Source organism: Microcoleus sp. PH2017_34_RAT_O_A (assembly GCF_020737885.1).
Lineage (GTDB): Bacteria > Cyanobacteriota > Cyanobacteriia > Cyanobacteriales > Microcoleaceae > Microcoleus.
In genome coordinates this window covers 180,716-207,635 of the sequence record NZ_JAEQDD010000001.1, presented here as the reverse complement: position 1 = coordinate 207,635, position 26,920 = coordinate 180,716, and the positions used below count along the sequence as shown (strand labels likewise).

The window sequence follows — 26,920 nt, the reverse complement described above, 5'->3', positions numbered from 1 at the left end:
AGATTTTAGATTTTAGATTCACACGGCTCGCACAGTGAATCTGATATCTAAAACTTTAGTCTAAAACTCTGCTGTATTCGCGACGATTGTTTAGCGCTTCTATCCGTTTTTGGGTAAGTAGGTGGGTGTAAATAAATCGGTTCATGTAACAGAACGTAAAGCAACCGTAACCCCTGCGTAGCCGCGTGCCTGCCCGTTGGCGAAGCCGCCCTGAAAGGGCTAGGGCTTATGCTTCGCTTCACTTCGTTTCGCTCTCTTCGGACATACTTGTGTATTTTCATACTCATCTACTTAGCTCGCTTTCCGCGATTTGTCGATTGAAAAAAATTTTCTGGTAAGTCATTGCCAGAGTGTGTGTAGAAATGTTAAATTAACTTAGCTCTAGCAACTCTGGCAGAATTTGTGAACTGTAGGGAGCGATCAGTTGGGTAGAACTCAATAGGCTTGGTTTAAGACAGATCCCCCCTAACCCCCGTTAAAAAGGGGGGACAAGAATCTTCTCAAAGTCCCCCTTCTTAAGGGGGATGCGAGGGGGATCTCCGGGCAATAAACAGTGTTAGCCCAAGCGTATTGAGGTAGAGCTTGATGTGAAACCCAAGACTCCGATTTGAGATTTCGGATTTGAGATTTGTCCTTGAATCTAAAATCGCCAATCTAAAATCGATCGGCTCAACCTACACTCTCGTTGACAATACCTGCTGGAAATGTTGTATGCTACCTGCGAACTGGAGATAGTTTCTCCAGAAAGTGCGATCTCAAATTGAAGTCGCATTTCGTACCAACAACGGACACATAGGATTTTTTCAGATAACAGGGTCGATCGCGCTAAATCTCCCCACACAAATATTCTACAAGCCAACTTGCTTGAGAATCGCGGGCGGGCGATTCATGCGGAACTAAAGAACTTTAGAAACCCTTGCAGAGTAAAAAATATGGCTCCTTGCGGGCTGAAAGTGAAAGTTAAAAGGCGGAATGCGGTTTCTCAAGTCAGCTTAAATCGGAAACTTCGTGCAATTAGATACTGTTCTCAATCAGCCGAGCAATACCAGCTCATCCTCTCGTACAAAAGAGTTACCTTTTACTCTTGGTGATGTCAAAGCAGCCATTCCAGCCCATTGTTTTGAACCCTCGGCTTGGAGATCTCTAGCTTATTTCTTTTTGGATCTTGGAATTATCGCAGGTTTATACGCGATCGCCTACAGCCTAGATTCCTGGTTATTTTATCCAATCTTCTGGTTCATGCAGGGAACCATGTTTTGGGCATTGTTTGTAGTCGGCCACGACTGCGGGCACGGTTCATTTTCTAAGAGCAAATGGCTCAACAACCTGATCGGACACCTTTCCCACGCACCCATTCTCGTACCATTCCACGGTTGGCGGATCAGCCACAGAACCCACCACGCGAATACAGGCAGCTTGGACAACGATGAAAGCTGGTATCCAGTGTCGGAGAGCAAATACAATCAAATGCCCTGGTACGAGAAGCTGGGACGCTTTTATTTGATGTTATTTGCTTATCCAATTTATCTGTTTCGGCGATCGCCCGATCGGGTAGGTTCTCACTTCATGCCCGGTAGCCCGATTTTCCGTCCATCCGAAAAAGCGGACGTATTGACGAGTTCCGCATCATTGGTATTGATGGTAGCCTTTTTGGGTGCGTTAACCTATCAATTTGGTTGGCTGTTTTTACTGAAGTTCTACCTAGTTCCCTACGTAATCTTCGTAATGTGGCTGGATTTGGTAACATTCCTGCACCACACAGAAGCCGATATTCCCTGGTATCGCGGAGATGACTGGTATTTCCTCAAAGGTGCGCTATCTACGATCGATCGCGATTACGGAATCATCAATTCCATCCATCACGACATCGGCACCCACGTCGCCCACCACATCTTCTCGACAATGCCGCACTATCACTTGAAGGAAGCCACAGAAGCCATCAAGCCACTGTTGGGCGATTATTATCGCAAATCAACCGATCCCATTTGGAAGAGCTTTATTCGCTCTTACTGGGATTGTCACTTTGTTTCCGATACAGGTTCTGGAGTTTACTACGAATCGCCTAACAGTCGGAAATCGAATTGAGTTAGCAGGTTAATTTAATAGTGGACAATTGACTATTGACAATTGTCCACTGTTTAAAACTCTTCCGACTCAAAAACCCGGTTTTGCAATAAAACCGGGTTTCTTTTATTTACATTTTTTCCAATCCCATACAACTTCCCTACGCCACAATCCGAATATTTGAAGCACTCAGCAGAGGAGCACCACCCGCTACGTTTCCAGGATTGAGATCCGCAATAAAACCGCCCTCTGCATCTCCGCCAACTAGGATAGAACCGTTGCGGTTAAAAGACAAATCGCCACTTACACGATTGTAAGTAATTTTGGCATTGCTTGAAAACTGTTCGATGAAACTATCTACAACTTCAAATTCCGAACTGAGTAACGTTCCACCAGCAGCAGTGATAAGAGTATCGAAAGTCTTTTTGGATAGAACGAATTTGTCGGAACTAACGCTGAAAGAAGTGACAGTATCAAGGCCAACATCGGAAGCAATAAATGCTCGACCAGTTTCGTAAAGGAATCGATCGGCACCAGCACCGCCAGTGAGCAAATCGTTACCAGATCCACCATTGAGAGTGTCATCGCCGCTGCCACCGGTGAGAGTGTCATTGGCACCTTCTCCATCCAAAAAGTCATTGCCACTGCCACCAATGAGGACGTTACTGCCAATTCCACCATCGAGGGTAACAGATCCTAAGGTAAAAGCTGAAGCATCAATGTTGCCGGGAATATTGTTACTTTGGAAGACAAACAGTTCAGCATTCTCAATTCCATTCAGGCTATCAACCCCCTCACCCGTCACGCTGGTGTTAGTCAGCACGATGTTACTTCCAACAGCATTCACCTTGACTCGATCGATTCCAGCACCACCATTGATGACATCATTACCAGCACCACCGTTGAGGATGTCATCGCCATTGTTACCATTGAGAATGTCAATGCCATCACCACCATTGAGAGTATCATTGCCATCAAGACCGTTAATTGTATCATCCCCTGCTAAGCCACTCAAACTGTTATTAGCGGCATTACCGAGAATGCTATTCCCAAGGGCATTGCCAGTGCCGTTGATGTTAGCAGTTCCCACCAAAGTCAATCTTTCGATGTTGTTTGGTAGAGTGAAGCTGATAGGAGAATTAACGATGTCATTGCCTTCATTAGCCTGCTCGATAAAGGTGGCATTAAGTGAGCCGACACTGTAGGTATCGTTTCCGGGGCCGCCAGCGATAGTATCTGCACCTAAGCCTCCGTTAAGTACATCGTCGCCCGCACCACCATTGAGGCTGTCATTGCCCGTGCCTCCAAAAATATCCCCAACGAGAACGTCATTGCCTCCTCCACCGATCAGGGTGTCATTGCCAACTGCACCCAGAAGTTGGTCATTGCCCAATCCACCGAGGAGGGAATCATCGCCACCGTTACCATTGACAGTATCATCGCCTGCGAGGGCATCGATGAAGTTATTCGCTGCATCACCAAGAATTAAGTCGTTACCAGGGGTTGGGTTTCCGATAATCGCCATGATTTTGTTTCTCCTTATTTGTTTAGGTTTGAATGTTTCTCTTTTGTTACAAACTCAAGAAAATCATCCAAATGAATGATTGACAATTGAGCGACTCTTGCTGCGTACAATGCAAGTTTTGTTTCGCTCTAGACCCAAGTTAAGCAATCAGCTTTGATATGACGACAAGAAAAGGCCGTAAAAAGTCAGGAATAAATAGTCTGAAAAAGTCAGTACGATTAAGATTGGCAAGTTCGATGACCATTGTTCGTCCGCTGGCGGGCGATAAATGTTGAGATCGCTATTTTTGTAAAAACATAGAAAAATCTTGTTAAAGTAAGAGGACTCAGATTTTGCATCCACAGACTAGGCAGGCGAGATACTTACCTGCAAGAGGTTAATTTTTCTTGTGAGATGGGCTGGAAAACTTATCTCACGTAAAATAAGAAAAGCAAGATATCAGAAGACTAATTTAGGAGTGCTGTAAAGCCATGACTGTGGAAGAAGCACTGAAAATTTTAGATAGTGCGATCGCGCCAACTTCTCTGAGCAACATCCAAGAGATCGTATTTCGCCAATCTTGGGAAGGGCTATCTTATTTAGATATTGCTGGTAGCGCTGGCTATGATGCTAGTTATATAAAAGATGTGGGTTACAAGTTATGGCAACTACTCAGTCAAGCACTTGGAGAAAAGGTTACTAAAAGCAATCTTCAAGCAGTAATAGGGCGGCGAGCGCGTCAGGTATCCGTAGAATCATCCAGCACAGAGATACAAAAAATACAGCCACTGCAACAGCAAATTCAACAACAAGAATTTTCTACACACCGCCACTGGGGAGAAATCGTTGATGTCTCCGCATTCTACGGCCGAAATCAGGAATTAGCGCGACTGCAACAATGGATTGTGAGCGACTCCTGCCGTTTGGTTGCCTTGATTGGAATGGGTGGAATTGGCAAAACGTCACTGGCTGCAAAACTCGCGATCGCACTTCAAAATAACTTTGACTTCCTGATCTGGCAATCCTTACGCAACGCGCCACCAATTGAAGATGTATTGTTAAATTTGATTCAAATCCTTTCTGGGCAGCAAGAAACTGCACTCCCGACATCGCTGTCGGCTCAAATTTCTCAATTAATGGGATATTTACGTGCCTCACGCTGTCTTTTAATCCTGGATAACCTTGAGGCAATTCTCGGCAGTAATGATGGCGCAAAGTCCCCCGCAAATTTATCCAGCCCAGAAGCACAAAGACAGGCAGGATGCCTGCCAAACCAGAGTTTTCCCACAGGTATAGTAGAACAATATCGAGAAGGTTACGAGGGATATGGGGAACTTCTGACACGAGTGGGAAGCGAAGGGCATTCCAGTTGTCTGCTATTAACAAGTCGGGAAAAACCCACAACTTTGATGCCGTTGGAAGGCGAAAACTCACCTGTGCGAACCTTACCCTTAATAGGCTTAAGTTCCGAGGAAGTGCAAAATATTTTACAAGCCAATGGGTGTTTTTCCACAACAGAAACAGATTGGGTAAATTTAACTCAACATTATTGCGGAAATCCCCTAGCGCTCAAAATTGTCTCCACAACCGTGCGAGATTTATTTGATGGCAATATTACCAACTTTTTGGAGCATGGAGCGATCGCGTTTGGAGATATCAATATTCTGCTCGACGGGCAATTTCGTCGTTTGTCAGACTTGGAAAAGCAGATCGTGTATTGGCTGGCGATCGATCGAGAATGGATAACGCTTGCCGAGTTACGGGCGGATTTTGTTTCCCTCCCTTCACAATCTAAACTGCTGGATGCTTTGTTGTCGCTAAGAGGGCGATCGCTGATCGAAAAAAATGCCGGACAATTCACCTTGCAACCTGTGGTGATGGAGTACGTTACCGAACAGTTGATCGAGCGGTTCGAGCGGGAAATTCAGTCGCAGAATCTAGATTTATTCATAACCCACGCCCTGATTAAAGCCGAGGCTAAAGATTACGTCAGAGAAAGCCAAACTCGCTTAATTTTAGCACCGTTTGCCGAACGACTAATCGGCGAATACCGCTCTAATAAAGAGGTCGAATATCAACTAAATCAGGTTTTGTTTCGGATGCGATCGCAATTTCCTAACTCAGTGGGATATGCGGGTGGCAATTTGATTAACCTGTTACTTCAATTAAAAATAAATTTAAGCGACTATGATTTCTCGTACTTGAGTATCTGGCAAGCTTATCTGATTGGTACCAACTTGCATCGAGTGAACTTTGCCAATTCCGATCTATCTAAATCCGTTTTTACCAGCAATTCAAATGGGGCTGTATCTGTTGCCTTTAGCTCCGATGGTAATTTTTTGGCAGTCGGCAATGCGGATGGTAAGATTCGAGTCTGCCGCACCCAAGATTATCGAGATTTTCTCACCTGTGAAGGACACACCAGTTGGATTGCTCGTGTTGCTTTCAGTCCGAACAATCAAACTTTAGCAAGTGCCTCTTTTGACCATACCGTCAAGTTATGGGATTTGGCTACTGGTGAGTGTATTCAAACATTAAGAGAGCATACCGGATGGGCGGATTCTGTTGTATTTAGTCCAGACGGTCGAACCTTAGCTAGTGGTAGTTGGGACTGCACAATTAAGTTGTGGGATGTGGCAACGGGTGAATGTTTAAAGACGCTTCAGGGACATACCAATTTTGTAACATCGGTGATTTTTAGTCCCGAAGGTAAACTTTTGGCGACTTGTAGTTACGACAAAACTATAAAATTGTGGCTGCTTGAAACAGGGGAAATTATTAACACATTGCAAGGGCATACACACATCATTCGGTCGATTGCTTTTAGTCCAGATAATCAAACTCTGGTCAGTGGCAGTTGGGATGGTACTGTTCGCTTGTGGGAGATTTCTACAGGACAATGTTTAAAGATTTTGCGGGGACATACCGATCCTGTTGCAGGAGTCGCGTTTAGTCCCGATGGTTGCGCGATCGCTAGTGCCAGTTATGATTGCACGGTTCGACTCTGGGATGTTGCGACTGGACTGTGTTTCAAAATTATGCAGAAACACTGCGGTTGGATCTGGTCGATCGCATTTCACCCGCAAGGTCATACTCTAGCAAGTGGTAGCTTAGATTGCACCGTCACGCTCTGGAATCGGGAAACAGGAGAATCATTCAGGACGCTGCACGGCTACAGCGCTGGGATTAAATCGCTTGCTTTTAGTCCAGATGGACAGTTATTAGCCAGCGGTAGCGATGACACAACACTCAAATTATGGGATGTCCAATCTGGTGAGTGCAGCAAAACACTGCAAGGACATACAAATTGGGTTTGGTGGGTTGCCTTCAGTCCAGATGGTCAAATGCTTGCTAGCAGCAGTAATCGTGGCATTATCCGCTTGTGGGATGTCGCTACAGGTCAATTGCTGCGGGTAATGCAGGGGAGTACAAGCATTCCGAATGTCGTGTTTGCCATTAGCTTCAGTCCAGACGGTCGCACATTGGCAAGTAGCGATAATGCTCATACTCTCCGATTGTGGAACGTTCAGACTGGTGAATGCTGCCAAATTCTGTCAGATAATTGTCGTGCTTGGTCAGTTGCTTTCAGTCCAGATGGCACAATTTTAGCCAGTGGCAGCGATGATAGACTGGTGAGATTGTGGGATGTGCGTTCTGGGGAATGTTTCAAAACCCTTTCAGGTCATACCAGTTTGCTGTTTTCGGTTGCTTTTAGCCCAGATGGAAAGATTCTAGCAAGTAGCGGTGACGACAAAACGGTAAAACTGTGGGATGTTGAGTCTGGAGAATGTCTGAAAACCTTGCAAGGTCACGCAGCTTTAGTTTGGTGCGTGCGGTTTAGTTTAGATGGGCGAATTTTGGTCAGCGGCAGTCACGATAAAACAATTAAGTTGTGGAATGTGTGCTCCGGGGAATGTGTTAAAACCATCCAGAACTATACATCTGAAGTTTGGGCGATCGCAATTTCTCCCGATGGTAAGACCATAGCCAGCGGCAGCGCCGATGGAGCTATTAATCTGTGGGAAATGGAGACGGCAGAATCTGTTGGAAATATGCGATCGCCCAGGATTTATGAAGGCATGAATATTGCAGGTGTCACGGGTATAACCGATGCTCAAAAATCAACACTCAAGGCGCTCGGAGCAGTGGAAATTGCGAATAGTTATTAGTTATATCATGTCTGCCGTCCGCACTGTCCCACTACCGCTAAGGATTCTCGAACCGAGTGCTGAGAAACCGCAGAGATGGATAGTAGATTCACCCGATCGAAATCTGCACTCGCCCGGTCAGGAAATATGCCCGATCGAATCGCTTCCCATAACTCGATCGTTGCGGGTTCTGGTTCGGTGGCTAATTCTTGTTCTAGAATCTGACAGCAGCGATCGTACTGCTTCAAAGCAGCCGTGCGCCGCCCGCACTGTGCCAAAATCCGTATCAAACATTGATGGGCTGATTCATTCCAGGGTTCTAGTTGAAGCTGCCGTTGAACGTAATGTTGTGCTTTTTGATAGTTATGCTGGTGTTCGTAGTGTGTGACAAGTGCCATACAGGCGTTGACCACAAATTCGTGGAATCGTTGGCGATTCAGCATCACCCATGCTTCAAAAGCTTCGCTATCTGGAAGTTGAATGCGATCGAGAAACGCTCCCCGATACAAAGCAACTGCTTGTTCTAAATCAGACACGCATTCTGGATCGAGTTCACCACCGGCATAGGAATGTTCGCTGTGACCATCAAGCAATTGAGTTAATATAGCGACATCAGACGTATGCTCGCCCGCAGGATTAAACTGAATCGTATTGCGCGTGGTGAGAAATAGCGGTGAGTGAACCGTCGAATCTCCTAGCAGATGGCGGAGCGTGCATAAGGCTTTGCGAAGATTGCTGCGAGCGTTTGACTCGCACCGATCTGACCACAACAGCGCAGCCAGAGAATCGCGGTGATGGGGATAGCTTGATTCGATCGCTAAATAAGCAAACAGCGCCCGCACTTTCTCATAGGGGAAATTCAGGATTGGCTGCCCGTTCACCATTACTTGCATTTGTCCGAGCAATGCTAACGCTAATCGAGTCATAACATTGTGTCTCCTACAAAAACTTAATTGAGTGAGTAGTGTGTGATTTTGGTCAATTCCCAGAAATCAAATTGTGCTTTTGAGTCAGTTATCTTCGCTTGAAATACCACTTCAAAAAACTCTGGCTACAATCTGCATCCTTGGCTTTATTTCAGCAAATCAATCTAAGGTTTTTACTGTTGCATGAATTTGGGAAATAGTATTAGTATCAGCGGGTTTGTTTGACCTGATAAACCCAAGTTAAACCAATGCACTGACAATGCCAGCTAGAAAAAGTCATAAAAAGTCGTATGTATTGATTCAGGAGCAGAGAAAGTACCCACAGGGGTACTCAGGATCGCAAATTAAATAATTTACACAATGAAAGTGGGATGGGCGTCCCGCCCGTCCATAAAGAACGGGCGGGACGCCCATCCCACAAGAATAATAAAGCTTGTAAGTTATTTAATTCTCATTCCTCAGCAAAAAAATTACGGTTATGAAATTGCTGAGCTTTTCCATAGTAGCCAAAACAGTAAAGCCAGAAAATTTTACCAATTCACGATCGATTCACGCTGCTGTGGACGATGCGTAGACGATGCCTTGTTAGGGTCTACACATCACTGGATTAACAACAAACAGGAAACCCAACATGGAAATTATAGGTAACAGCGGCAACAACAATCTAATCGGCACTTTACAAGCTGATACAATCAGGGGATTTGGAGGAAACGATTTCATTCAAGGTCTTGACGGAGACGATCGCATCTTTGGTGATAACGGTGGTGCAGCCCTGCCGAGCGATGGTAATGACACAATCTTTGCTGGAAACGGAAATGATAACGTCCAGGGTAATGGTGGCAATGACGTACTTTTCGGTGGTACTGGCAACGATGTGTTGAGTGGTGGCCAAGGCAACGATGTTTTGAATGGTGAGGCGGGCTCAGATTTCCTAACGGGGGGATTGGGCAATGACACCTTGAATGGCTTCGGCAATCAATCTGGTTCTCAAGTTGACGATCTTCTTGGTGGAGGTGGTGCAGATACCTATGTGCTTGGCAATTTCTCCACTGCCTTCTACACTGCATCCAACCAATTCGCGCTGATCCGAGGTTTTGCACCGGGTGAGGGCGACAAGATTCAGATTAAGGGCAGTCTGTCTCAGTACACGCTAAGGAAGGATCGTGACCTTCAACTGGGGGGCAGCGCATTTGACACGGAGATTCTGTTAAACGGAAACCGGATTGCTGTTATTCAAGACACGATCAATGTGCCTAATTCCTCGTTCTTTAGCGTTTAGGGATCTGCTCGAAATAAAGGATCCATAATCGAGTCATGCAGGGTGCATGACGCCATATAACACACCAACATATAGCGTTTTATAGAGGCAATCCACTCGTGGTTGCCCCTATTTCTTTGATGGTTGCGTCCAGGATTGACCGATTACCAATTGCCGATTACCAATTATTACTTGAATTTCTTAACTTTTCAGACTAATCGCAGTTGCGATCGTCCACGCATCCACCAACAGCAGCAGCAGCGTACATAAAAGTAAAATAAGATACATCCAAGGTTGAGACAAAGGGCGAACATCTCTAGTATCAATACCCGTTTTCGCTTCCACCAAACGCACTAATTTACCAAATCCAGCCACCCGCATCGGCAACAAATAACCTTCACCCGCATGACTCAAAAAATAGTACACTAAACCTCCTTGACCGGTCGATCGAGGTTTAAGAGCCTTCACCTCAGTCCAAGGAAGATCCCAACCCCTGCGAAACACGCGCGGAAACCAGTTCGGATAGGTAACTTCAATCCCCTCCTCGGTGAGGATTACCCGTTCGCTGAGCACGCCGTAAAGGCCCGCTGCGCCGATCGCAATTGCCACCCAGAGTGCAGCGGGCGGAACGGGTGCTTTCGTTACTTCCGACAGAAACGGTAACGGAATACTCAGGGCGAAGTACAAACTCAACAGCGTGATTCTAATCAGGGGAGAAAGCCGGAATACTGCCGGCTCAAATACTGGGGGGGAAGATGGCGAAAGTGCGATCGGTTCTGCTGACATGGCTGAAATTATAGCAGTGGACAGTGGACAGTTGACAGTTGACAGTTGCAGAACCCGAATCAAATCATTGATGCAGCACGGGTATCGGCTATATTCATGAAGTTTTGAGCCGTAGGGTGCGTCGCCATTAAAAATCCCCAAATAAAAATCGCTCGTCTAATAGCGACGCACCTATACTTTTGAATAGTCGAGCAAACAAACTCAATAATTATGTACCAATACTTGAAAGAAATGGTATAAGGTGCGTCGCCACTCGAAAAGTCGATTAAATGGGAGGGATTGTTGATGGATCCGCACCCTACAAATACTCAGGCAAATATGCAAAACATGACTATATTTGCACTGTTGACTTTCGAGCTAAAATTCTATTCAGAAACTTTGATTTTTAACTGTTGAGTTTTTACCGATTTGCAGGAGTTGGAATCTTGAGTGCCCAGTTATCAATTAACGGACAATTTATAACTCAAAACTCACAACTTATATTAATCAACGGCTGTTAATGCGGGTACTGTCAAAGGTTCTGAGATTTCTCGGGATTTGGGGCGGCCGGCCATCATGGTGCGATCGCCCTGAGCTTTGCCTCGGGATCTGCTAGGATTGACGCTTGAATAAGGGCCTTCGTTAATCTGCAAGCGATCGCAAGGAATTTTATCCGACAAAATTGCACTGGCCATCATCCCGGTGTGAATTTCCAATGCTGCGGCCCGCATCGCTTCAAAGACTAAACGCTGTCCGGGAAACACCACTCGTTCAAAATACCAGTTAGGAATGTTGCAGATGCGAGCAATCTGAATTTGACTCGTGGCGTTGACGTAGCAGCAGAGAATTTTGCTGTCGGCGTCTGAGGGTACTGGGTCAAGAATTTGAGCCATAAATGCTGAGGGGCTTTGCCTAAAAGTTTTAGTTATCTTCTCAGGCTAACATCTTGCGATCCCGGCCTACTGTAAAGCCGACTACCAACTGAATAACAGATGAGAGACCGATCGCACCTCATACTTGTCTTTACCCAAAAAAATACCAAATTTTTGACTTTTTCCGGCGATTTTCGGTCAATATACGCTGTATTTGCTTAAAATTTAACTTTTTTCTGCTGCGATCGCCCATCGACACCCACCAGCTCACCCTTAAGCCTCTTAGCAAAATTTAAGAATATTTAATATTAAATTGCGAAAATTAGATTGAATGTAAAGTTATATTAAAAGAATATAAACATAGTTAAAAAAGTTCCACATTAGGATATGGCAATCATGGAAAGCCGAGAAAACCGAGTTTTGTACGTTCGCCTCCCTTGCAATCCCATTTTCCCGATCGGAGTTGTGTACCTTTCGGATCACGTGCACAAGCTGTTTCCCGATGTCCAACAGCGGATTTTCGACTTAGGCGCAGTGCCGCCCCTCGACTACGCTAAAGGTTTGGATGCGATCGTAGATGAGTTTAGGCCAACGCTGTTAGTTTTCTCTTGGCGGGACATTCAAATTTACGCGCCCGTGGGCGGTAGAGGCGGAAATCCGCTGCAAAATGCCTTCGAGTTTTACTACGCCAAAAATCCCCTAACCAAGTTCCGGGGAGCTCTCGGAGGATTGCGTTTGGCCACGTCCTACTACACCGAACTCTGGCGCAATCTGGGACTGCTTAAGCGCGGATTGAAGCGGGCCCGGAAATACCATCCAGGCGCTCGTGCAGTCGTCGGTGGCGGTGCTGTGAGCGTGTTTTACGAGCAGTTGGGCCGCAGCTTGCCGGCCGGGACTGTGGTTTCGGTGGGCGAAGGCGAGGCTTTGCTGGAGAAGTTGATTAAAGGCGAAGATTTGGCACAGGAAAGGTGTTATGTAGTAGGAGAAACTGTACCGCGCGATCGACTAATTCACGAAAAGCCAGCCAACATCGAGAAAACTGCTTGCAACTATAACTACATCGAGAGCATTTGGCCAGAATTTTCCTATTATCTACAGGATATGGACTTCTACCTCGGAGTCCAAACCAAGCGCGGCTGTCCTCACAATTGCTGTTACTGCATCTATACGGTGATTGAAGGGAAGCAAGTGCGGATCAATCCGGCGGATGAGGTGGTGGCGGAGATGCGCCAATTGTACGATCGAGGTATCCGCAATTTCTGGTTTACCGACGCTCAATTTATCCCGGCGCGCAAATTCATCGATGATGCGATCGAATTATTGCAAAAAATCATCGCCGACGGCATGAGTGACATCCACTGGGCTGCTTACATCCGTGCGGACAATCTCACACCCGAATTGTGCGATTTGATGGTAAAAACGGGAATGAATTACTTTGAAATCGGCATCACCAGCGGTTCCCAGGAACTGGTTCGCAAAATGCGGATGGGCTACAACTTGCGCGTAGTTTTGGAAAATTGCCGCGATTTAAAAGCCGCCGGTTACAACGATGTGGTTTCGGTAAATTATTCATTCAACGTCATTGACGAAACTCTTGAAACCATCCGCCAAACTATTGCTTACCACCGAGAATTAGAGCGAATTTTCGGAGTCGATAAAGTAGAACCAGCGATTTTCTTTATCGGGTTGCAGCCGCACACAATTTTAGAAGAATACGCCTTCAAAAAAGATATTCTGCAACCCGGTTACGATCCGATGAGTTTGATGCCTTGGACAGCGCGCAAACTGCTGTGGAATCCCGAACCTTTGGGCTCGTTTTTCGGACAAATTTGTTTAGAAGCTTGGCAGCGAAATTCCAATGATTTCGGCCGCGAAGTGATGGCGATTTTGGAGGAAAAACTCGGCTGTGCGGATTTGGAAGCAGCTTTGACTGCACCTGTTGAAATCAAAGACAAACAGTTAACTGCTGTTCGTTGATTTCCTGGTTTGTAGTGAGGACTTCAGTCCTTCCAAATTAAGATAAGCCGGACTAAAGTCTTTACGACAAAAAGGTTCGTAGTGAGGACTTTAGTCCTTCAAGAAGGTTCGTAGTGAGGACTTCAGTCCTTCCGAAATTAAAACAAACCGGACTAAAGTCCTTACTACGAACCTAATTTTTTCACATTGTCAACACTTGGAAAACAGAATCATAAATAGGAGATAAACATCATGACTTTTATCGACCCCAGAACGGATTTTGCATTTAAAAGAATATTTGCTTCCGCAGAAAGTAAACCTATTCTGATTAGCTTTCTCAACGGTCTGATTTATCAAGGCAATCCCACAATTCAAGATTTACAAATGATCGATCCGTATCAAGCCGGAGAAGTTGTGGGATTGAAAGACTCGTATTTAGATGTCAAAGCAACCCTAGATAACGGGACGATCGTGATTATCGAAATGCAAGTTTTGAATGTTAAAGCCTTTGAAAAACGGATTGCCTACAATGCAGCGAAAGCTTACGGAAATCAACTCACGCGGGGCAAGGGCTACTTCAGTTTAGACCCAGTAATTGCCATCACAATTACGGATTTTATTTTGTTTGAAAACACCAATAAAATTATTTCGCGTTTTTCTTTTAAAGAAGAGGAAGAACATTTTGATTATATCTGTCCGACAATGACGCTAATTTTTGTGGAGTTACCAAAATTTAATAAGTCTGTTGATGAGTTAGAATCTCTAGCTGACAAGTGGATTTATTTTATCAGAGAAGCACCGAATTTGGAAATGGTTCCAGAATCGCTGGAAACAACTGCACCGATTCAGCAAGCTTTTGGTATTGCTAATACCGTGAACCTCAGCCGCAAAGAATTAGATCAACTGGAAGCACAGGTCTTTTATCTGCAAGATCAGCAAAGGTCTATAGAAGAAGCCTTAGAAACCGGAGCTCAGCGGGGTCAAATTAATACTGTGATTCGTTTGCTGGAACGAAAGCTGGAAACTTTGGATGAGTCAATTAAATCTAGAATTGCACAGTTATCTAGCGATAGAATCGATAGTTTGACAGAAGCTGTGCTTGATTTTAATAGCGCGGAAGATTTGGTGAGTTGGTTGCAGGAAATGGGCGATCGATAGTAAAAAGTCAGAGTGCGCCTTGCGTATCTTGTCTATAGCATTTTCAATTTCATAAAGAGCGATCGCACATTATGCCTTACAGTCAATTCACAATTACTAAAGCTAAAAAAGACTTTCAGTTAACTATCGTGGAGGGAACTAGGTTTTTTCCTGAGGTGGAATCAATTAATCCCAGTCCGAGATTGACTAGCGAATTAGAAGATTTGCCTTGGACGATCGCAGTTGGTTCAGAAAAAGCGAGATCGGAAGCCCTTGTCTACCCAGTTTTGCAAGAAGTCCGGCGCTTGATGAACCGCCAAATCAGTTTATTTTCGGGACGGGAATTCAATGTTGACCCCAGTTGCGATCTCACCGGATACGTCGATTTTTTAATTAGCCGATCGCCCGAACAGCTTACCGTAGAAGCGCCCGCGATCGTAGTTGTGGAAGCAAAAAAAGCCGATTTGAACGAAGGGATCGGTCAATGTATTGCTGAAATGGTAGCAGCACAGCGCTTTAACGAAGCAGCAGAACACCCGATCGCAACTATCTACGGTTGTATCAGCAGCGGCACTCAATGGCGTTTTCTCAAGCTTTCAGGAACAACTGTGGCGATCGATCTTACCGATTATCCGCTGCTTCCCGTGGAAACCATTTTAGGATTCTTGGTTTGGATGGTTCAACAGACTTAGCTAGATTTCACTTATTCAGTAAAAAATAGGATTTCGCACTAAACCCAAAGTTTTTAGAACTTGCTTAAAAACCTCGCTGTCAACTGTCAAATGTCAACTGCTTGTTTAAATATCTTTCAATTAGGACGATCGCCACAATATCATCTACAGGCCGCGGCGGAGTCCGCATTCCCTGGGGAATCAAGCGAGAAAGTCCCGTCGCAGGGTACATTTCCCAGTAACGATCCTTCGCTTCTAGACTGCTGAACCTCTCGTCAATCTGCACAATTTTTATAAAGGGCGACAAACTCTGCGTCAGTTTTTGTTTCCAACTTTTGGAAGTTGTTTGGTCTCCCATGACTAATAACTCAATGGGAAACTGTTTGCACAGTGATTGAATGGTAGATATTGCTTCGTCGGACAGCACTACTTGATGGTAGCAGATGTTCTTATCTCTACCCATCACGGCGATGCCGCACTTGTCTTTCCCCGGATCGAAACCTAAAATCATATTTATGAGTCCTGTGTTATTAAGTTTGTAGTTGCGCTGTTGTAGTCGAGGAAACCCATCGCCAACCTATATCTAATCTGATACTTGCATTTCTGAATGTCTCTAAATCTTTGCGGGCGATCGCACTTATTTTACTTGACTTTTTGGCAGGATTGACATATTATATCATCATGGTAATCCGTGCGGCCATATAATGCCTAAAATCAGAAACCGGGTTTTTGCCACAATATTTGCTTCCCAGTTTTAATTTATCGAAAAAACCCGGTTTCTTTGACCCCCCGCAACAATCAGAAACCGGGTTTTTGCCACAATATTTGCTTCCCAGTTTTAATTTATCTAAAAAACCCGGTTTCTTTCACCCCCGCAACAATCAGAAACCGGGTTTTTGCCACAATATTTGCTTCCCAGTTTTGATTTATCGAAAAAACCCGGTTTCTTTCACCCCGCGCAAAAACTCGGTTGCTCTCGCCCTTGTGCGGGCCGTGCGTCGCTGTGAGATTGTCGATGTGATTTGCAAATTGTAGATGGCGACGCACCCTACTATCTAAAGAGTAGAGAAGAGTCCTCACAGGGAAGACGGGGAGGAAGGGACAGCCAAAGCAACCGCAACACGAAAACCCCCGTCCAAGTACGAGTTGCCCGCAGAGCGGAAGTAGCGGCTTGCAGCACGGCAATGGACCGCACGGTACCAACACGAACCCCCACGCAGCACCCGGTAATCACTTGTTCCAGTTTCCGAAGAACTTCCGTCAGTCGGTGCGCCGTCATCGTTACTGGGCCACTTATCGCTGCACCATTCCCAAACCTCACCGTGCATATCATAAAGTCCAAAGGGATTCGGAGGAAAACTCCCCACATCCATTGTGTGTGCGCGATTAAGTCCCTTCGGTTCACCACCAAAGGGATAATTCCCATCATAATTAGCTAAATCTGTGGTAATTGTCTCGCCAAAATAGAAAGGTGTTGTAGTTCCGGCGCGACAAGCATATTCCCATTCAGATTCCGAAAGTAAGCGATAAATCTTGCCTGTTTTTTCAGAAAGTTTCCGGCAGAATTCTACAGCATCATGCCAGTTTACACTTTCTACAGGACTTTTTTCACCCCTAAAGAACGATGGAATATTTCCCATCACTGCTTGCCACTGTGCTTGGGTGATGGGGTATTTTCCTACATAAAAAGTCGGTACTGTTACTTGATGCTGCGGACGTTCGTTATCGAGCCTAGCTGATTCTGTTGCTGGCGAACCCATCATAAATGTGCCGCCAGGAATGTAAACCATTTCTAGTACAACTCCATTACCTAAGTCTTCTCTGAAGTAATGAGTCCATGACTTTCTCCGACTGTTTTCTTTTCCAGACGCATCGACTGTGATTACATCAAATATAGAGAGATAGTTTTGAAATTGAGGTTTAATCTTTAAGTCCGATCGAGCTTTCAGCAGTAAATAGGCAGCTAATTGCACCTGCATTGATTCATCGTGCAATGCTTGAATTATCAAATCTAATCCGGCTTCTCCATATTTGAGTGCTTCGGAGAGTGCGGCGATTCTAACGGAGACAATGGGTGAGGCTAATCGGCTTTTAACACCGGCTATGCCTCCGAGTACCGCAGCATTGACAGGAATTGAATTTTGACCGCCACGGACGGCATCGTATTCTCTGGGTTCATTTTGATTTTCTGACATTACGCCTGAACTCCTGCATTTTAATTGAGCAAAATTTTGTTTTGTGATGCCAATATCTCAGGGTTCGATTCTTAGTTTTTCTACTTTGCTCTCTTAGCGGTGCGGTGCGTCGCTGTGAGATTATTGGTGGTGCTTCCAGATTTTTGGTGGCGACACACCCTACTAATTGGGTGCGGTGCGTCGCTGTGAGATTGTTGGTGGTGCTTCCAGATTTTTGGTGGCGACATACCCTACGATTGCTATATATATGGCGACACGGATTCCCATGATTTAATGATATGTCAATGGCGCGAAAATGTCAAGCAAAATTGCGGTTCGATCGCCCAAAATATTTCATCAAATTCGATAGATCGATCGCACTTCTTATCTAAGTTTCAAATCTCCCCTACCTGGATCTTGTTGTCCGGTGCGGAAAACCACGACTCCGTTTGACAGAGCAACTAAATCTATTTTCAGCGGCCCGGCGATGTAAGTGACATCCGCGGCGATCGCCCGAACTTCCAGCGGTTTATCGTATTGTTGCAGTCGATCGACAAAACCGCCCAAAGTTTCAATCCGATTGTCCGCAACTTGGACTCTACCGCCGACAACACCAATTAACCGAGCGCGAAATTGACAAGCTTCGATCAATTGCTGCAACTGTTGTCGCACCTGTTCGTCAGGTAAAGTTACCGGATCGACAGCAACCCCTGCAATCACATCTCCAGCCCGGAACACCACTCGATTGATTTCGGCTTCTGCAAATACCTTAATTACCTTTTCTTGTCGCAGGTAATTAGCGCCGGCTACAATCCGCACCACGTAGTCTTTACCGTCTTTGATCTGACTGATTAATTGATCGATTTCCGCTTTAGTAATTTGAATAACCTGCTCTCTAACCTTATTATTTTCCGGCTGCATCAGTTCGACGGTGGTTTTATTTGCTTCTTGCAACAGTCGATCGATCGCGCGGCTTTCCGTACCCGCTTCTTTGATGCTAACAACACCAGCAGCTAAAATTTGACCGCGCCTGATCGCAACTGTTCCCTCGCGGATGGCTTGAAAATCGCGTTCCAAAACTTGCATTTGCTGCTGCAATAAAGTTTGTTGCTGTTCGAGTTGAGCTTGTTGCTGTCCCAGGGTTTCTAAAAGTGCTTCCCTCTCGGCAATTACCTTGTCCCTCTCGACAATTATGCGATCGCGCTGGGCGAGATTTTCCGCACGCTGGGCAATTTCCTTGTCTCGCTCAGCAATTAGCTTGTTGCGATCGACAATTGCCACATTTCGTTTTGTAATTTCTGCCTCTCGCTGGGCAATTTCCTTGTCCCGCTGAGCAATTTGAGTTTTAACCTGCTCTCGCTGCTCGATTAACTGTTGGCGTTCCGCTTGCAGTTGGGCGATTTCCGAGCTCAAAGTCGTTTTTTGCCCTGAAACAGTCTTCAATTGATTCTCAGTGCGATCGAGCTGAACTCTGGTAGTCGATCGCGCCGTTTCCACCAATTTCAATTGTTCTTCTGTCTGAGATTTAGCCGCTTCCACAGTAGCAAGCTGTTCTTCCGTTTGCGATTTAGCCGCTTCTACCTGACTTAACTGCTGTTCAGTTTTAGACTTGGCTGCTTGCACGCTGTTAAGTTGGGCCCGCAGCGAATTTAATTTTGTTTGCGTCTTAGCTTGCTCGGCATTAGCTGCTTGGAGCGATTGATTAATTTGCTCTAAATTGGCTTTAGCTTGGGATTGAGCCGCCAAAGCTTGAGCTAATTCAGTTTCAACTCGATTTTTCTCTTGAGTGGCTTGTTTGATTTCTCTGCGGGCGTTGTTGAGTCTTTTTTGAATCTCGTCTATGCTAAAAACTCCGGTTCGCAGCGGCTTGCTGGTAGCAAATAAAATGCCCAGAGTAATGGCTGACAGGATGCTGCCGGCCATCACTGTCACTACAACAGCGGTATCGCGGGGGCGCAGTTTGAACAAACTCAATCTGGCCTTGCCGACTTTCGTCCCAAGGCGATCGCTAACAGTAGCGATCACGCCGCCCAACACTAACATTACAAATATTAAGATGTATCCAGCAGTCATTCCGATTTCTTATTTTAGATTGTGGATTTTGGATTGAAGAAAGAATCCAAAATCCAAAATCGTATAATTTCTCGGCATCAAGTGAATTGCTGGCTTAAGGCCACCGGATTGTGAACTGTGATCTTTTTCTTGTGGATCGAGATCATTGTTTCTTGTCTGAGATCCCCCAGCAAACGAGTCACAGTTACCCGCGTCGAGCCGATCGCCTCGGCGATCGCCTGATGGGACAGCTTCAAATCAATCGTAATCCCATCCGTACTCGGCACCCCAAAATCCCGGCATAGAATCAGCAAAAAGCTGACGAGTCTCGAACCCATATCTCGGTGTGCCAGCGTTTCGATCATCATCTCGGTTTGCAAAATCCGAGAAGAGAGTCCCCGGAGCATCACCATCGACAATTCCGGGTCTTCCTTGAGCGCTTTCTCGACTTGTTCGATCGGCAGCGAGATCAATTCCACCGGTGTAAAGGCTACCGCGTGGTAAAACCTATCCGATCTGTGTCCCGTAATCAGAGACAGCACCCCAAATACGCTGTTTTCGCGCAGGAGGGCGACTGTAATTTCTTCCCCTGCTTCGTACACCCTGGAGAGCTTCACAGCGCCTTTAATGAGAACGTAGACGCGCTCAGCCGGATCTCCAGGGAAAAAAATTGTCTTGCCCCGTTCAAAGTTTTCGACAATGGGCGGAAACGCCCCGCCGCTGATTTGGCGGAACACGGCTGCTAGCGGTCTATCATGTGTCACGACGAGATCCTTTGTACTAATCAATACTTTGTAACTTGTCGATTAACCTTATTGAGTAAATATACTGCCCAACCTCCAATCTCTAGGGATTCTGTTACTGTCATCTAATGTTAAGGTAAGCACACGCTGTATGATTAAATCTAGCCCTTCTCTTAACTTTTTCAATTCCGCCCCATCTAGCTCCACAGCAAAATTAATATCAATTGTGTCTCAATTGTGTCTGAATCAGTTAAATCTGAATCGGTTGTGTCTAAACTGGCGGGGTTGTCGCATACAGCCAATGAGAACGGTGCTAGTTGCTTCTTAAAAAAATACAGATGATAGATTTGACCGGAAAAAATGCTCTTGTTACGGGCATTGCCAACAATCGCTCGATCGCCTGGGGCATCGCCCAGCAGCTCCACAAAGCTGGGGCTAATCTCGGCATAACTTATTTGAAGGACGAAAAAGGCAAGCACGAGCGCAAAGTCGCTGAACTCGTGGAACCGCTCAATCCCAGTCTGTATCTGCCCTGCAATGTCCAAGACGAAAGCGAAATCGAGTCTACTTTTAAAACCATCGCCGACAAGTGGGGCAAGTTAGATGTCCTAGTTCACTGTCTGGCTTTTGCCGGCAAAGACGAACTTTCCGGAGATTTCAGCAACACCTCGCGTCAAGGCTTCTCCAATGCTTTGGATATTAGCGCTTACTCGCTGGTGCGGCTTTGTGCTGCTGCTAAACCGCTGATGGCCGAAGGCGGCAGTATTATCACGCTAACTTATTTGGGCGGTGTGCGGGTAGTTCCTAATTATAATGTCATGGGAATTGCTAAGGCTGCTTTGGAAATGAATGTTCGGTATCTGGCGGCGGAACTCGGTCCGTTAAATATTCGGGTAAATGCCATTTCTTCGGGCCCGATTCGGACTTTGGCTTCGTCAGCAGTTGGCGGCATTCTGGACATGATCCACCACGTTGAGGAAGTGGCACCGCTGCGGCGGACGGTAACTCAGCAGGAAGTGGGAAATGCTGCGGCTTTTCTGTGCAGCAATCTATCTAGCGGGATTACGGGTCAAGTTTTGTATGTCGATGCCGGTTACGAAATCATGGGAATGTAACAGCTTTTAAACAGTTGACAGTTGACAGTTGACAGTTGACAGCGAAGTTTTTAGACAGTTGACAGCAAGATTTGCAAACAGTCAACTGTCAATAACTGTCTTTTGTTCGCTACAAAAGTGTTAATCCCAAATTACTAATTAATTCTAATGAATGACCAATTGCGAATTATGGAAATAATCGATCGCCCGCCTGTACCTCCTCCAATTTCTAGTAACACGATCGCCAGGGCCGCCTTGGTGAAGCGCACAACACTCGAAACGGATGTCACTGTCAGCCTCAATCTCGACGGTTCGGGAACTTGCAAGGCGTCTACAGGAATTCCGTTTTTAGACCATATGTTGCAGCAGATTTCTTCTCACGGATTGATTGATTTGGACGTGCAGGCGATCGGCGATTTGGCGATCGACGACCATCACACGAACGAAGATGTGGGCATTACCTTAGGTCAAACCCTAGCAAAAGCTGTCGGAGATCGATCGGGCATTTCTCGTTTCGGACACTTCATCGCCCCGCTGGATGAAGCATTAATTGAAGTAGTGCTAGATTTTTCGGGAAGGCCTCATTTAAGTTACAACTTGGAAATTCCCACCCAGCGCATCGGTAGTTACGACACCGAGTTAGTGAGAGAGTTTTTTGCTGCGGTGGTGAACCACACTCAAATGACACTGCACGTCAGACAGTTGCAGGGCGGGAATTCTCATCACATTGTCGAAGCCGCGTTTAAGGCATTTGCGCGGGCTCTGCGGATGGCGGTGGCGATCGATCCTCGGCGCGCCAGTCGGATTCCGAGCTCTAAAGGAGTTTTGTAGTTTAGGGGTAGTAACTGCGTCCCAAAAAACAATCAAACAATTAGTGGGGTGGGCTTCGCAGCACCACCCCGAATATGCAATTTAAATTCACAACACCCTACTACCTATCCAAACGTCGTCAAGAATCGGAAAGCATCGAGGACGTGACTCGCACAAACGTAGGGCGAAGTATTGTAAAAACCTTGCCACGCCGCCGCCTTATCTTCATCATACCTGTCCGCTCTTTCCGGGTGTTTTCCTTGCCAATTCAGCCGCACCGCGTGACCGACTAATACATCTAAAACAATGTATTCTTCTACTTTCAATTCTGGATTCCGCTGGGCGATCGCAGCCAACTCCATCAGCGCCTCAATATTTACTTGTCGATATTCCGGTGCCACAATCTTGTTCAGCAAATGCTCGATTTGCAGCGCAAAATTCTTTTCACCCGGCGTCATTTCCGATAAAATAACATCGCTATCTAACCGATTTCGGCGCTCTAATTTGTCGCCAATAATCAAGCCTTTACAGTGCCGCAGTAATCCCCAAACACTCGGATAAAAATCTTTCGGTACGCGATTGACTGCACCTTCCATTTGCCGCTTGCGACGCCATCCTCCCGCAGGCATTTGTGGTTCTTCAAAAACAGGCGCGACTACCCATTCAATATCTTTTTCCGGCTGTTTGACGCGCAGGGATTCTTGCTCTTTGAGGATTTGATTCATTTCCTCGTATTCTGTCAAAACTTGGCGCAGGCGATTTTTGATTTCAAAGGGACTTAGCTGCATTAAATGTTCGTAAGCTTCGTTTTGCGTAACTCCCAATTCGCGGGCTAATTCGCTGGTTAACAACAAAATAAAGTAGCTAACTCTCAGTGTCAGCAGACCTTTAAATAACTGCGGTTCGGCTTTAATTAGGACGCTGAGATAGATAATAACTTCTTGGGTGAGAACTCGATCGCGAACATCTTCTCCGCAGAATTGGCGGATTTTGTCCATCACTTCCATGTAAGAACCAGGCCGCGAAATCACCGAATCTTCGCTGTAGGCTTTCCCCACAGCAATTTGTTTTTGCCTGACCAAAATGTCTGTCACCGCATCCGACAAGCTGATATCAACCTTGTCCAGCAATCCAGCAGCATGGCGGATGACTGCCCATTGGATTTTTGACTGCGAACTTTCTCCAGCTTTTGTATAAACTTCGTTGAGCAAATCCACAACTTTTACTGTTGCTTCGGCGCCTCCAAATCCTGTATCGAAATTTAGTCCTTTTAGTCGAATCAATGTGTGCAGCAGCTCTATTTGTTCGTACAAGTTCTCTGAACCGCGCAGGCTAGCGAGCAGCAATTTAGTATTAGTTTCGCACTCTAGTTTGAATTCTTGCGTGTGACCCAAAGGCCAAGTTTTTTCGGGATTGTAACCGAGATAGCTGCGGGTTTCTATTGCACCTGTTACCGGAGATTCGGTGAATTCAAAATCGTGCATGAAATCAATTCTTTCCGTACCCGCAGTCAGCATTAACTGGTTGAGATTCCCGAGTTTAACTGGCGTGTTTTTGCAGTGTCCGTCCCGGAGTTCTTTCATCAAGTCTAACAATGCTTCCCGGCCGGTTTCCAGCATCGCATGAGTTAACATCAGCGTTACTGTGGGGCGTCCTAACTGATACCAGTGGCGGTGAATGTGAGCGATTTCACTTTGGATTTTAGATACTAGAAAATGGTAGTCTAGGGTTAGGTAAAATTCTTCTCTGTCCAAAAATGAGGGGAGAAATACGATCGCCTCTCCGCGAATTTTGAACACCCGGGAAGTCGTCAAACTCCGCAAACGGCGCACGGGGCGCCCGGTTAAGCCTAGCGGATCGTTGCGTCCAATCTCCGCGTAAATAGCGGATAATTCCTTAGTTTGGCGGACTTGAATTGGTGCTACCTGCTTGGGCGTTTGGGCTGCTATGCCGTTAGCGGCTAATTCTGCTTGCAAATCTTCGTCTTCAGCTAACAGGGCAATTTGCACTAAAGGTTCTCTTTGCTGGCCGACTGACAGATGCCTTCCTAGCGGGTCGATATCCCCCACTGCAATTAATTTCTCGTTCAGCAATTGACCGAGAAAATACAAACTTTGCGCCCAAACTAGGGGAACATTTTCATTGGGTAAGCGCTGCTGGCTGCGGGGATTTAATTTTTCGGCTTCTATATTTACGGCAGGGACATAGTACAATTCTGGTAGTAAAGGTAAACCAGCGCGATCGACTGCCAGAGATGCCAAACGCTCCTGGTACTCTTCGACTTGGGCTTGGTTTCCCTCAAATATGCCGTCCAAGAGCAGATAAGTGAAAAATAGCGGCCACTCGCATTCTATACTATCGAACTGCTTTAATTCTGTCGGTTCGTAATGCAGGCGATCGGCATCTTCTAAAACTGTTTGGTGTCCGTCCCGCAGAAACCGCTTGCAGCCGTAATTTCCCTGTAATTTGTCAATAATTTTATTGCGAGTCCGTGCTACTAATTCTTTGTCTTCCACAGCAAAAGCAGGAAAACTAATCACGCTCAATAAAGCAGCATCTACTTCTTTTGAACTAGATTCGCGAGGCAAAAGCGATTCTAAAGTGATGCGGCTTCTGGCAATTTCATCCGGCAAAACGTGAATTACCGATGCTTGAGAACCGTTAACTCCAAACAAATCCAATCCATTGATTGCTTCCAGCGCTGCTTTTGCCATGCCAACAGAACTGGCATTTAATTCGGCATTGCCGCGATTAATTTTATGACCTCTTTCCCAAATTCCGTAATCGGGAGTGCGGTAAGCTCTGCCAATGTAGTAAACTAAATTTTGGACGAAATTGACTTCATCGATTGTAAAAACTATATGCAATCCCGAAGCCGTCATTTGAGCAAGAATTAACAAAAAGATAGAGGTAGCATCTAACTGCAAATGTCCCCACTCGTCATCGCCGACAACAATGTTTCCGGTTTGAGTATTGTATTTGGCGTGCAGGGCATCTAGGGGCAATTGAGTATTTTTAAAACGTTCGACTTTGTTTGCTTGCTGCATCATCGCAAACATCAAGCCGCGCATTAGTTTGACTGTGCTGTGTTCGAGTTCAAATGTTCTGCCGCGATCGCCATCAATTTTGCGGTAAGCTAAACCCAAACCCCACACTGCCAAAATGCTGTACACGTTATCGCGCACCCAGGCATCGGTGTAGTCGCCGTGGGCGTTAACAGCCGTACTCGCCGGCAGCAAACCGGTTATTGGGTTCTGGCGTTTGAGGATGACGTTTTTGATTTGCTGGTAGTAATAATCTAACCGGGTTTGCCGCTGGGTTGTTGCGATCGCCATTTCGTTTTCCTTAGTTTTCCTGATGCGAGCCGAATTGCGGTGAATAGACTTTTAAATATATCAGAGTTTCTATCATTTCTCAAGTTCTACAAACATAACAAGGTATTTGCCATGTCTAGCCGCAACAACAATAACAACAGCGTTGCTTTCGTAAAGATTGTCTACTCTACAGTGAAAATTAATGGTAAAATTGAACTCGTGCCGATGGAATGGTACGCTGACGGCTCTGTTAAGAAAATTGAACGCTAACGGGCGATCGCACAGGTGGAAATTTTAGATTTTAGATTTTATATTTTAGATTGGGCATTTGGGGCATTGGTAATTAACTGGCGGGTACCTCACAGCAAGCGAGAGAACCGCTATACCAGCAAGCAAAAGTGCGATCGCACTCAGAGAAAAGCTCTCACCCTTAATTTTCCCCTATTTTCGGCACCAACCGGATTTTTGGCGTCCAGAAGTGGCAAGTGCGGCGATCGCCAAACTAAGCTAATTTAAACAACTAGGTATGTAGGAATCTCAAAGTAAAGAAATATGGATCGATCGCGCCCGCAATTCTCAGTCCTGGGACTACCAGTTCACATATTAGACGATTATGCAGGTTGGCTGATAGAGCGCCTGCATCAAGGGTTAGGGACTCACGTCGTGACGCTGAATGCTGAAATGGCAATGCAAGCCGAACAAAACCCGGCTTTAGCCGATGTAATTCGCTCTGCCGAGCTCGTGATACCCGACGGTTCTGGAGTAGTGCTGTATTTGCGAATGCGCGGCAAATCGGCACAGCGGTTTCCGGGGATTGAACTAGCAGAATCGCTGCTGCAACAGGCCGGAAAATTGCCGAATTCCGAACCAATATTTTTCTTTGGAGGTGCACCCGGAGTCACGGCGAAGGCGGCGGAAAGTTGGCAGCAAAAAGTTAATCGATTGTCTATTTCTGCTCAACACGGCTATCTTTCTGCTGAGGAAGAAACAGAATTCTGTGAAAGCCTCAAACAAATACAGCCAAAAATTATTTTTGTCGGCTTAGGAGTGCCGCGCCAAGAGTTTTGGATTGCCGAACACCGCCACCTTTGTCCGCAGTCAATTTGGGTGGGAGTTGGCGGCAGTTTTGATATTTGGGCTGGAACAAAAGACCGCGCACCGGCGTGGTTTTGCGACAATCATTTAGAATGGTTGTACCGGCTTTATCAAGAACCTTGGCGCTGGCGCAGGATGTTGGCTTTGCCACAATTTGCCTTGAAAGCTTTAGGCGATTTGCGAGCTTAGAAAGTTCCCAATCAAATCCGGTTTGCGGGTGTTATTGCTGATATTTGCGATCGCCCGCGAACCCGTCTCTACAATAATTGTGGTTAATTTATTTGACAGATCCAGCATATTCTACATGATGATGAAGCACAGGTGATGCAGCGAGTGT

Annotated in this window: 21 protein-coding genes; 11 read left to right on the top strand and 10 right to left on the bottom strand. The window is 45.9% G+C overall.

Features of this window, described 5'->3' with window-relative positions; all coding sequences use genetic code 11:
* Nucleotides 1–1,008: 1,008 nt before the first annotated feature.
* Complete coding sequence (locus tag JGK11_RS00860; RefSeq protein WP_293176404.1) at nt 1,009–2,085, top strand: DUF3474 domain-containing protein; 1,077 nt, start codon at nt 1,009–1,011, stop codon at nt 2,083–2,085.
* A gap of 139 nt (nt 2,086–2,224) precedes the next feature.
* Here the strand turns inward: JGK11_RS00860 and JGK11_RS00855 are convergent, their stop codons facing one another.
* A complete protein-coding gene (locus tag JGK11_RS00855) occupies nt 2,225–3,589 on the bottom strand; it encodes a calcium-binding protein (RefSeq protein WP_293176402.1) in 1,365 nt (454 codons plus the stop codon).
* A gap of 470 nt (nt 3,590–4,059) precedes the next feature.
* On the opposite strand from JGK11_RS00855, the gene JGK11_RS00850 reads away from it, so the two are divergent.
* On the top strand, nt 4,060–7,737 hold the full coding sequence (locus JGK11_RS00850; protein ID WP_293210237.1) for an NB-ARC domain-containing protein: 3,678 nt from the start codon (nt 4,060–4,062) through the stop codon (nt 7,735–7,737).
* A 5-nt stretch (nt 7,738–7,742) separates the two neighbouring features.
* Here the strand turns inward: JGK11_RS00850 and JGK11_RS00845 are convergent, their stop codons facing one another.
* Nucleotides 7,743–8,642 (bottom strand): BTAD domain-containing putative transcriptional regulator, encoded by a 900-nt coding sequence (locus JGK11_RS00845; RefSeq protein ID WP_293176398.1) that lies wholly within the window; start codon nt 8,640–8,642, stop codon nt 7,743–7,745.
* A gap of 631 nt (nt 8,643–9,273) precedes the next feature.
* Between JGK11_RS00845 and JGK11_RS00840 the strand changes: the two genes are divergently transcribed.
* Complete coding sequence (locus JGK11_RS00840; RefSeq protein WP_293210235.1) at nt 9,274–9,921, top strand: calcium-binding protein; 648 nt, start codon at nt 9,274–9,276, stop codon at nt 9,919–9,921.
* Nucleotides 9,922–10,101: 180 nt separating this feature from the next.
* Here the strand turns inward: JGK11_RS00840 and JGK11_RS00835 are convergent, their stop codons facing one another.
* Together JGK11_RS00835 and JGK11_RS00830 are read right to left on the bottom strand one after the other, a co-directional pair.
* Nucleotides 10,102–10,686, bottom strand: a complete 585-nt coding sequence (locus JGK11_RS00835; protein ID WP_293210233.1) for a hypothetical protein — start codon at nt 10,684–10,686, stop codon at nt 10,102–10,104.
* 482 nt (nt 10,687–11,168) lie between these two features.
* Nucleotides 11,169–11,558: a DUF1830 domain-containing protein gene (locus tag JGK11_RS00830; RefSeq protein ID WP_293210231.1), complete on the bottom strand. Its 390-nt coding sequence runs from the start codon at nt 11,556–11,558 to the stop codon at nt 11,169–11,171.
* A gap of 375 nt (nt 11,559–11,933) precedes the next feature.
* Here JGK11_RS00830 and JGK11_RS00825 point away from each other — a divergent pair, with 375 nt between their 5' ends.
* From JGK11_RS00825 to JGK11_RS00815, 3 genes are all read left to right on the top strand, one after another.
* Nucleotides 11,934–13,514 (top strand): photosystem II high light acclimation radical SAM protein, encoded by a 1,581-nt coding sequence (locus JGK11_RS00825; RefSeq protein ID WP_293210352.1) that lies wholly within the window; start codon nt 11,934–11,936, stop codon nt 13,512–13,514.
* Between the two features lie 231 nt (nt 13,515–13,745).
* Nucleotides 13,746–14,651, top strand: a complete 906-nt coding sequence (locus JGK11_RS00820; RefSeq protein WP_293210229.1) for an Rpn family recombination-promoting nuclease/putative transposase — start codon at nt 13,746–13,748, stop codon at nt 14,649–14,651.
* Nucleotides 14,652–14,722: 71 nt separating this feature from the next.
* Complete coding sequence (locus JGK11_RS00815; protein WP_293176390.1) at nt 14,723–15,322, top strand: hypothetical protein; 600 nt, start codon at nt 14,723–14,725, stop codon at nt 15,320–15,322.
* Between the two features lie 79 nt (nt 15,323–15,401).
* Here JGK11_RS00815 and ruvX read toward each other — a convergent pair whose 3' ends face one another.
* The 5 genes from ruvX to ntcA all read right to left on the bottom strand — a co-directional run bounded on the left by ruvX (nt 15,402) and on the right by ntcA (nt 20,291).
* Nucleotides 15,402–15,812 (bottom strand): Holliday junction resolvase RuvX, encoded by a 411-nt coding sequence (gene ruvX / locus JGK11_RS00810; RefSeq protein ID WP_293176388.1) that lies wholly within the window; start codon nt 15,810–15,812, stop codon nt 15,402–15,404.
* A 565-nt stretch (nt 15,813–16,377) separates the two neighbouring features.
* Nucleotides 16,378–17,496 (bottom strand): formylglycine-generating enzyme family protein, encoded by a 1,119-nt coding sequence (locus JGK11_RS00805; protein WP_293210226.1) that lies wholly within the window; start codon nt 17,494–17,496, stop codon nt 16,378–16,380.
* 80 nt (nt 17,497–17,576) lie between these two features.
* Nucleotides 17,577–17,723 carry a hypothetical protein gene (locus tag JGK11_RS00800; protein WP_293210224.1) on the bottom strand — a complete coding sequence of 49 codons (147 nt, stop codon included), beginning with the start codon at nt 17,721–17,723 and terminating at the stop codon, nt 17,577–17,579.
* Between the two features lie 136 nt (nt 17,724–17,859).
* The gene (locus tag JGK11_RS00795; RefSeq protein ID WP_293210222.1) at nt 17,860–19,548 is read right to left on the bottom strand and encodes a DUF3084 domain-containing protein; all 1,689 of its coding nucleotides are present in this window, start codon (nt 19,546–19,548) and stop codon (nt 17,860–17,862) included.
* A gap of 77 nt (nt 19,549–19,625) precedes the next feature.
* On the bottom strand, nt 19,626–20,291 hold the full coding sequence (gene ntcA / locus JGK11_RS00790) for a global nitrogen regulator NtcA (RefSeq protein ID WP_293145473.1): 666 nt from the start codon (nt 20,289–20,291) through the stop codon (nt 19,626–19,628).
* A gap of 317 nt (nt 20,292–20,608) precedes the next feature.
* Here ntcA and fabI point away from each other — a divergent pair, with 317 nt between their 5' ends.
* Both fabI and hisB read left to right on the top strand, forming a co-directional pair.
* Entirely contained in the window at nt 20,609–21,385 is a 777-nt protein-coding gene (gene fabI / locus JGK11_RS00785; RefSeq protein ID WP_293130545.1) for an enoyl-ACP reductase FabI, read from the top strand.
* Between the two features lie 147 nt (nt 21,386–21,532).
* Entirely contained in the window at nt 21,533–22,195 is a 663-nt protein-coding gene (hisB, locus tag JGK11_RS00780) for an imidazoleglycerol-phosphate dehydratase HisB (protein ID WP_325314964.1), read from the top strand.
* 104 nt (nt 22,196–22,299) lie between these two features.
* Here the strand turns inward: hisB and JGK11_RS00775 are convergent, their stop codons facing one another.
* Complete coding sequence (locus JGK11_RS00775; RefSeq protein WP_293176382.1) at nt 22,300–25,509, bottom strand: glycoside hydrolase family 15 protein; 3,210 nt, start codon at nt 25,507–25,509, stop codon at nt 22,300–22,302.
* 111 nt (nt 25,510–25,620) lie between these two features.
* On the opposite strand from JGK11_RS00775, the gene JGK11_RS00770 reads away from it, so the two are divergent.
* The 3 genes from JGK11_RS00770 to JGK11_RS00760 are packed head-to-tail and all read left to right on the top strand — an operon-like array spanning nt 25,621 to nt 26,772.
* Entirely contained in the window at nt 25,621–25,758 is a 138-nt protein-coding gene (locus tag JGK11_RS00770) for a hypothetical protein (RefSeq protein WP_293176380.1), read from the top strand.
* A 15-nt stretch (nt 25,759–25,773) separates the two neighbouring features.
* Nucleotides 25,774–26,004 (top strand): hypothetical protein, encoded by a 231-nt coding sequence (locus JGK11_RS00765; protein ID WP_293190301.1) that lies wholly within the window; start codon nt 25,774–25,776, stop codon nt 26,002–26,004.
* A 36-nt stretch (nt 26,005–26,040) separates the two neighbouring features.
* Nucleotides 26,041–26,772, top strand: a complete 732-nt coding sequence (locus JGK11_RS00760) for a WecB/TagA/CpsF family glycosyltransferase (protein WP_293176378.1) — start codon at nt 26,041–26,043, stop codon at nt 26,770–26,772.
* Nucleotides 26,773–26,920: the final 148 nt, after the last annotated feature.

Coding starts and splice junctions, on each gene's coding strand:
- hisB (WP_325314964.1), top strand. CDS start 21,533: ATGAATGACCAATTGCGAATTATGGAAATAATCGATCGCCCGCCTGTA.
- JGK11_RS00760 (WP_293176378.1), top strand. CDS start 26,041: ATGGATCGATCGCGCCCGCAATTCTCAGTCCTGGGACTACCAGTTCAC.
- JGK11_RS00840 (WP_293210235.1), top strand. CDS start 9,274: ATGGAAATTATAGGTAACAGCGGCAACAACAATCTAATCGGCACTTTA.
- JGK11_RS00835 (WP_293210233.1), bottom strand. CDS start 10,686: ATGTCAGCAGAACCGATCGCACTTTCGCCATCTTCCCCCCCAGTATTT.
- JGK11_RS00830 (WP_293210231.1), bottom strand. CDS start 11,558: ATGGCTCAAATTCTTGACCCAGTACCCTCAGACGCCGACAGCAAAATT.
- JGK11_RS00855 (WP_293176402.1), bottom strand. CDS start 3,589: ATGGCGATTATCGGAAACCCAACCCCTGGTAACGACTTAATTCTTGGT.
- JGK11_RS00820 (WP_293210229.1), top strand. CDS start 13,746: ATGACTTTTATCGACCCCAGAACGGATTTTGCATTTAAAAGAATATTT.
- JGK11_RS00800 (WP_293210224.1), bottom strand. CDS start 17,723: ATGTCGCCACCAAAAATCTGGAAGCACCACCAACAATCTCACAGCGAC.
- JGK11_RS00775 (WP_293176382.1), bottom strand. CDS start 25,509: ATGGCGATCGCAACAACCCAGCGGCAAACCCGGTTAGATTATTACTAC.
- JGK11_RS00805 (WP_293210226.1), bottom strand. CDS start 17,496: ATGTCAGAAAATCAAAATGAACCCAGAGAATACGATGCCGTCCGTGGC.
- ruvX (WP_293176388.1), bottom strand. CDS start 15,812: ATGATTTTAGGTTTCGATCCGGGGAAAGACAAGTGCGGCATCGCCGTG.
- JGK11_RS00795 (WP_293210222.1), bottom strand. CDS start 19,548: ATGACTGCTGGATACATCTTAATATTTGTAATGTTAGTGTTGGGCGGC.
- JGK11_RS00815 (WP_293176390.1), top strand. CDS start 14,723: ATGCCTTACAGTCAATTCACAATTACTAAAGCTAAAAAAGACTTTCAG.
- fabI (WP_293130545.1), top strand. CDS start 20,609: ATGATAGATTTGACCGGAAAAAATGCTCTTGTTACGGGCATTGCCAAC.
- JGK11_RS00770 (WP_293176380.1), top strand. CDS start 25,621: ATGTCTAGCCGCAACAACAATAACAACAGCGTTGCTTTCGTAAAGATT.
- JGK11_RS00850 (WP_293210237.1), top strand. CDS start 4,060: ATGACTGTGGAAGAAGCACTGAAAATTTTAGATAGTGCGATCGCGCCA.
- JGK11_RS00825 (WP_293210352.1), top strand. CDS start 11,934: ATGGAAAGCCGAGAAAACCGAGTTTTGTACGTTCGCCTCCCTTGCAAT.
- JGK11_RS00845 (WP_293176398.1), bottom strand. CDS start 8,642: ATGACTCGATTAGCGTTAGCATTGCTCGGACAAATGCAAGTAATGGTG.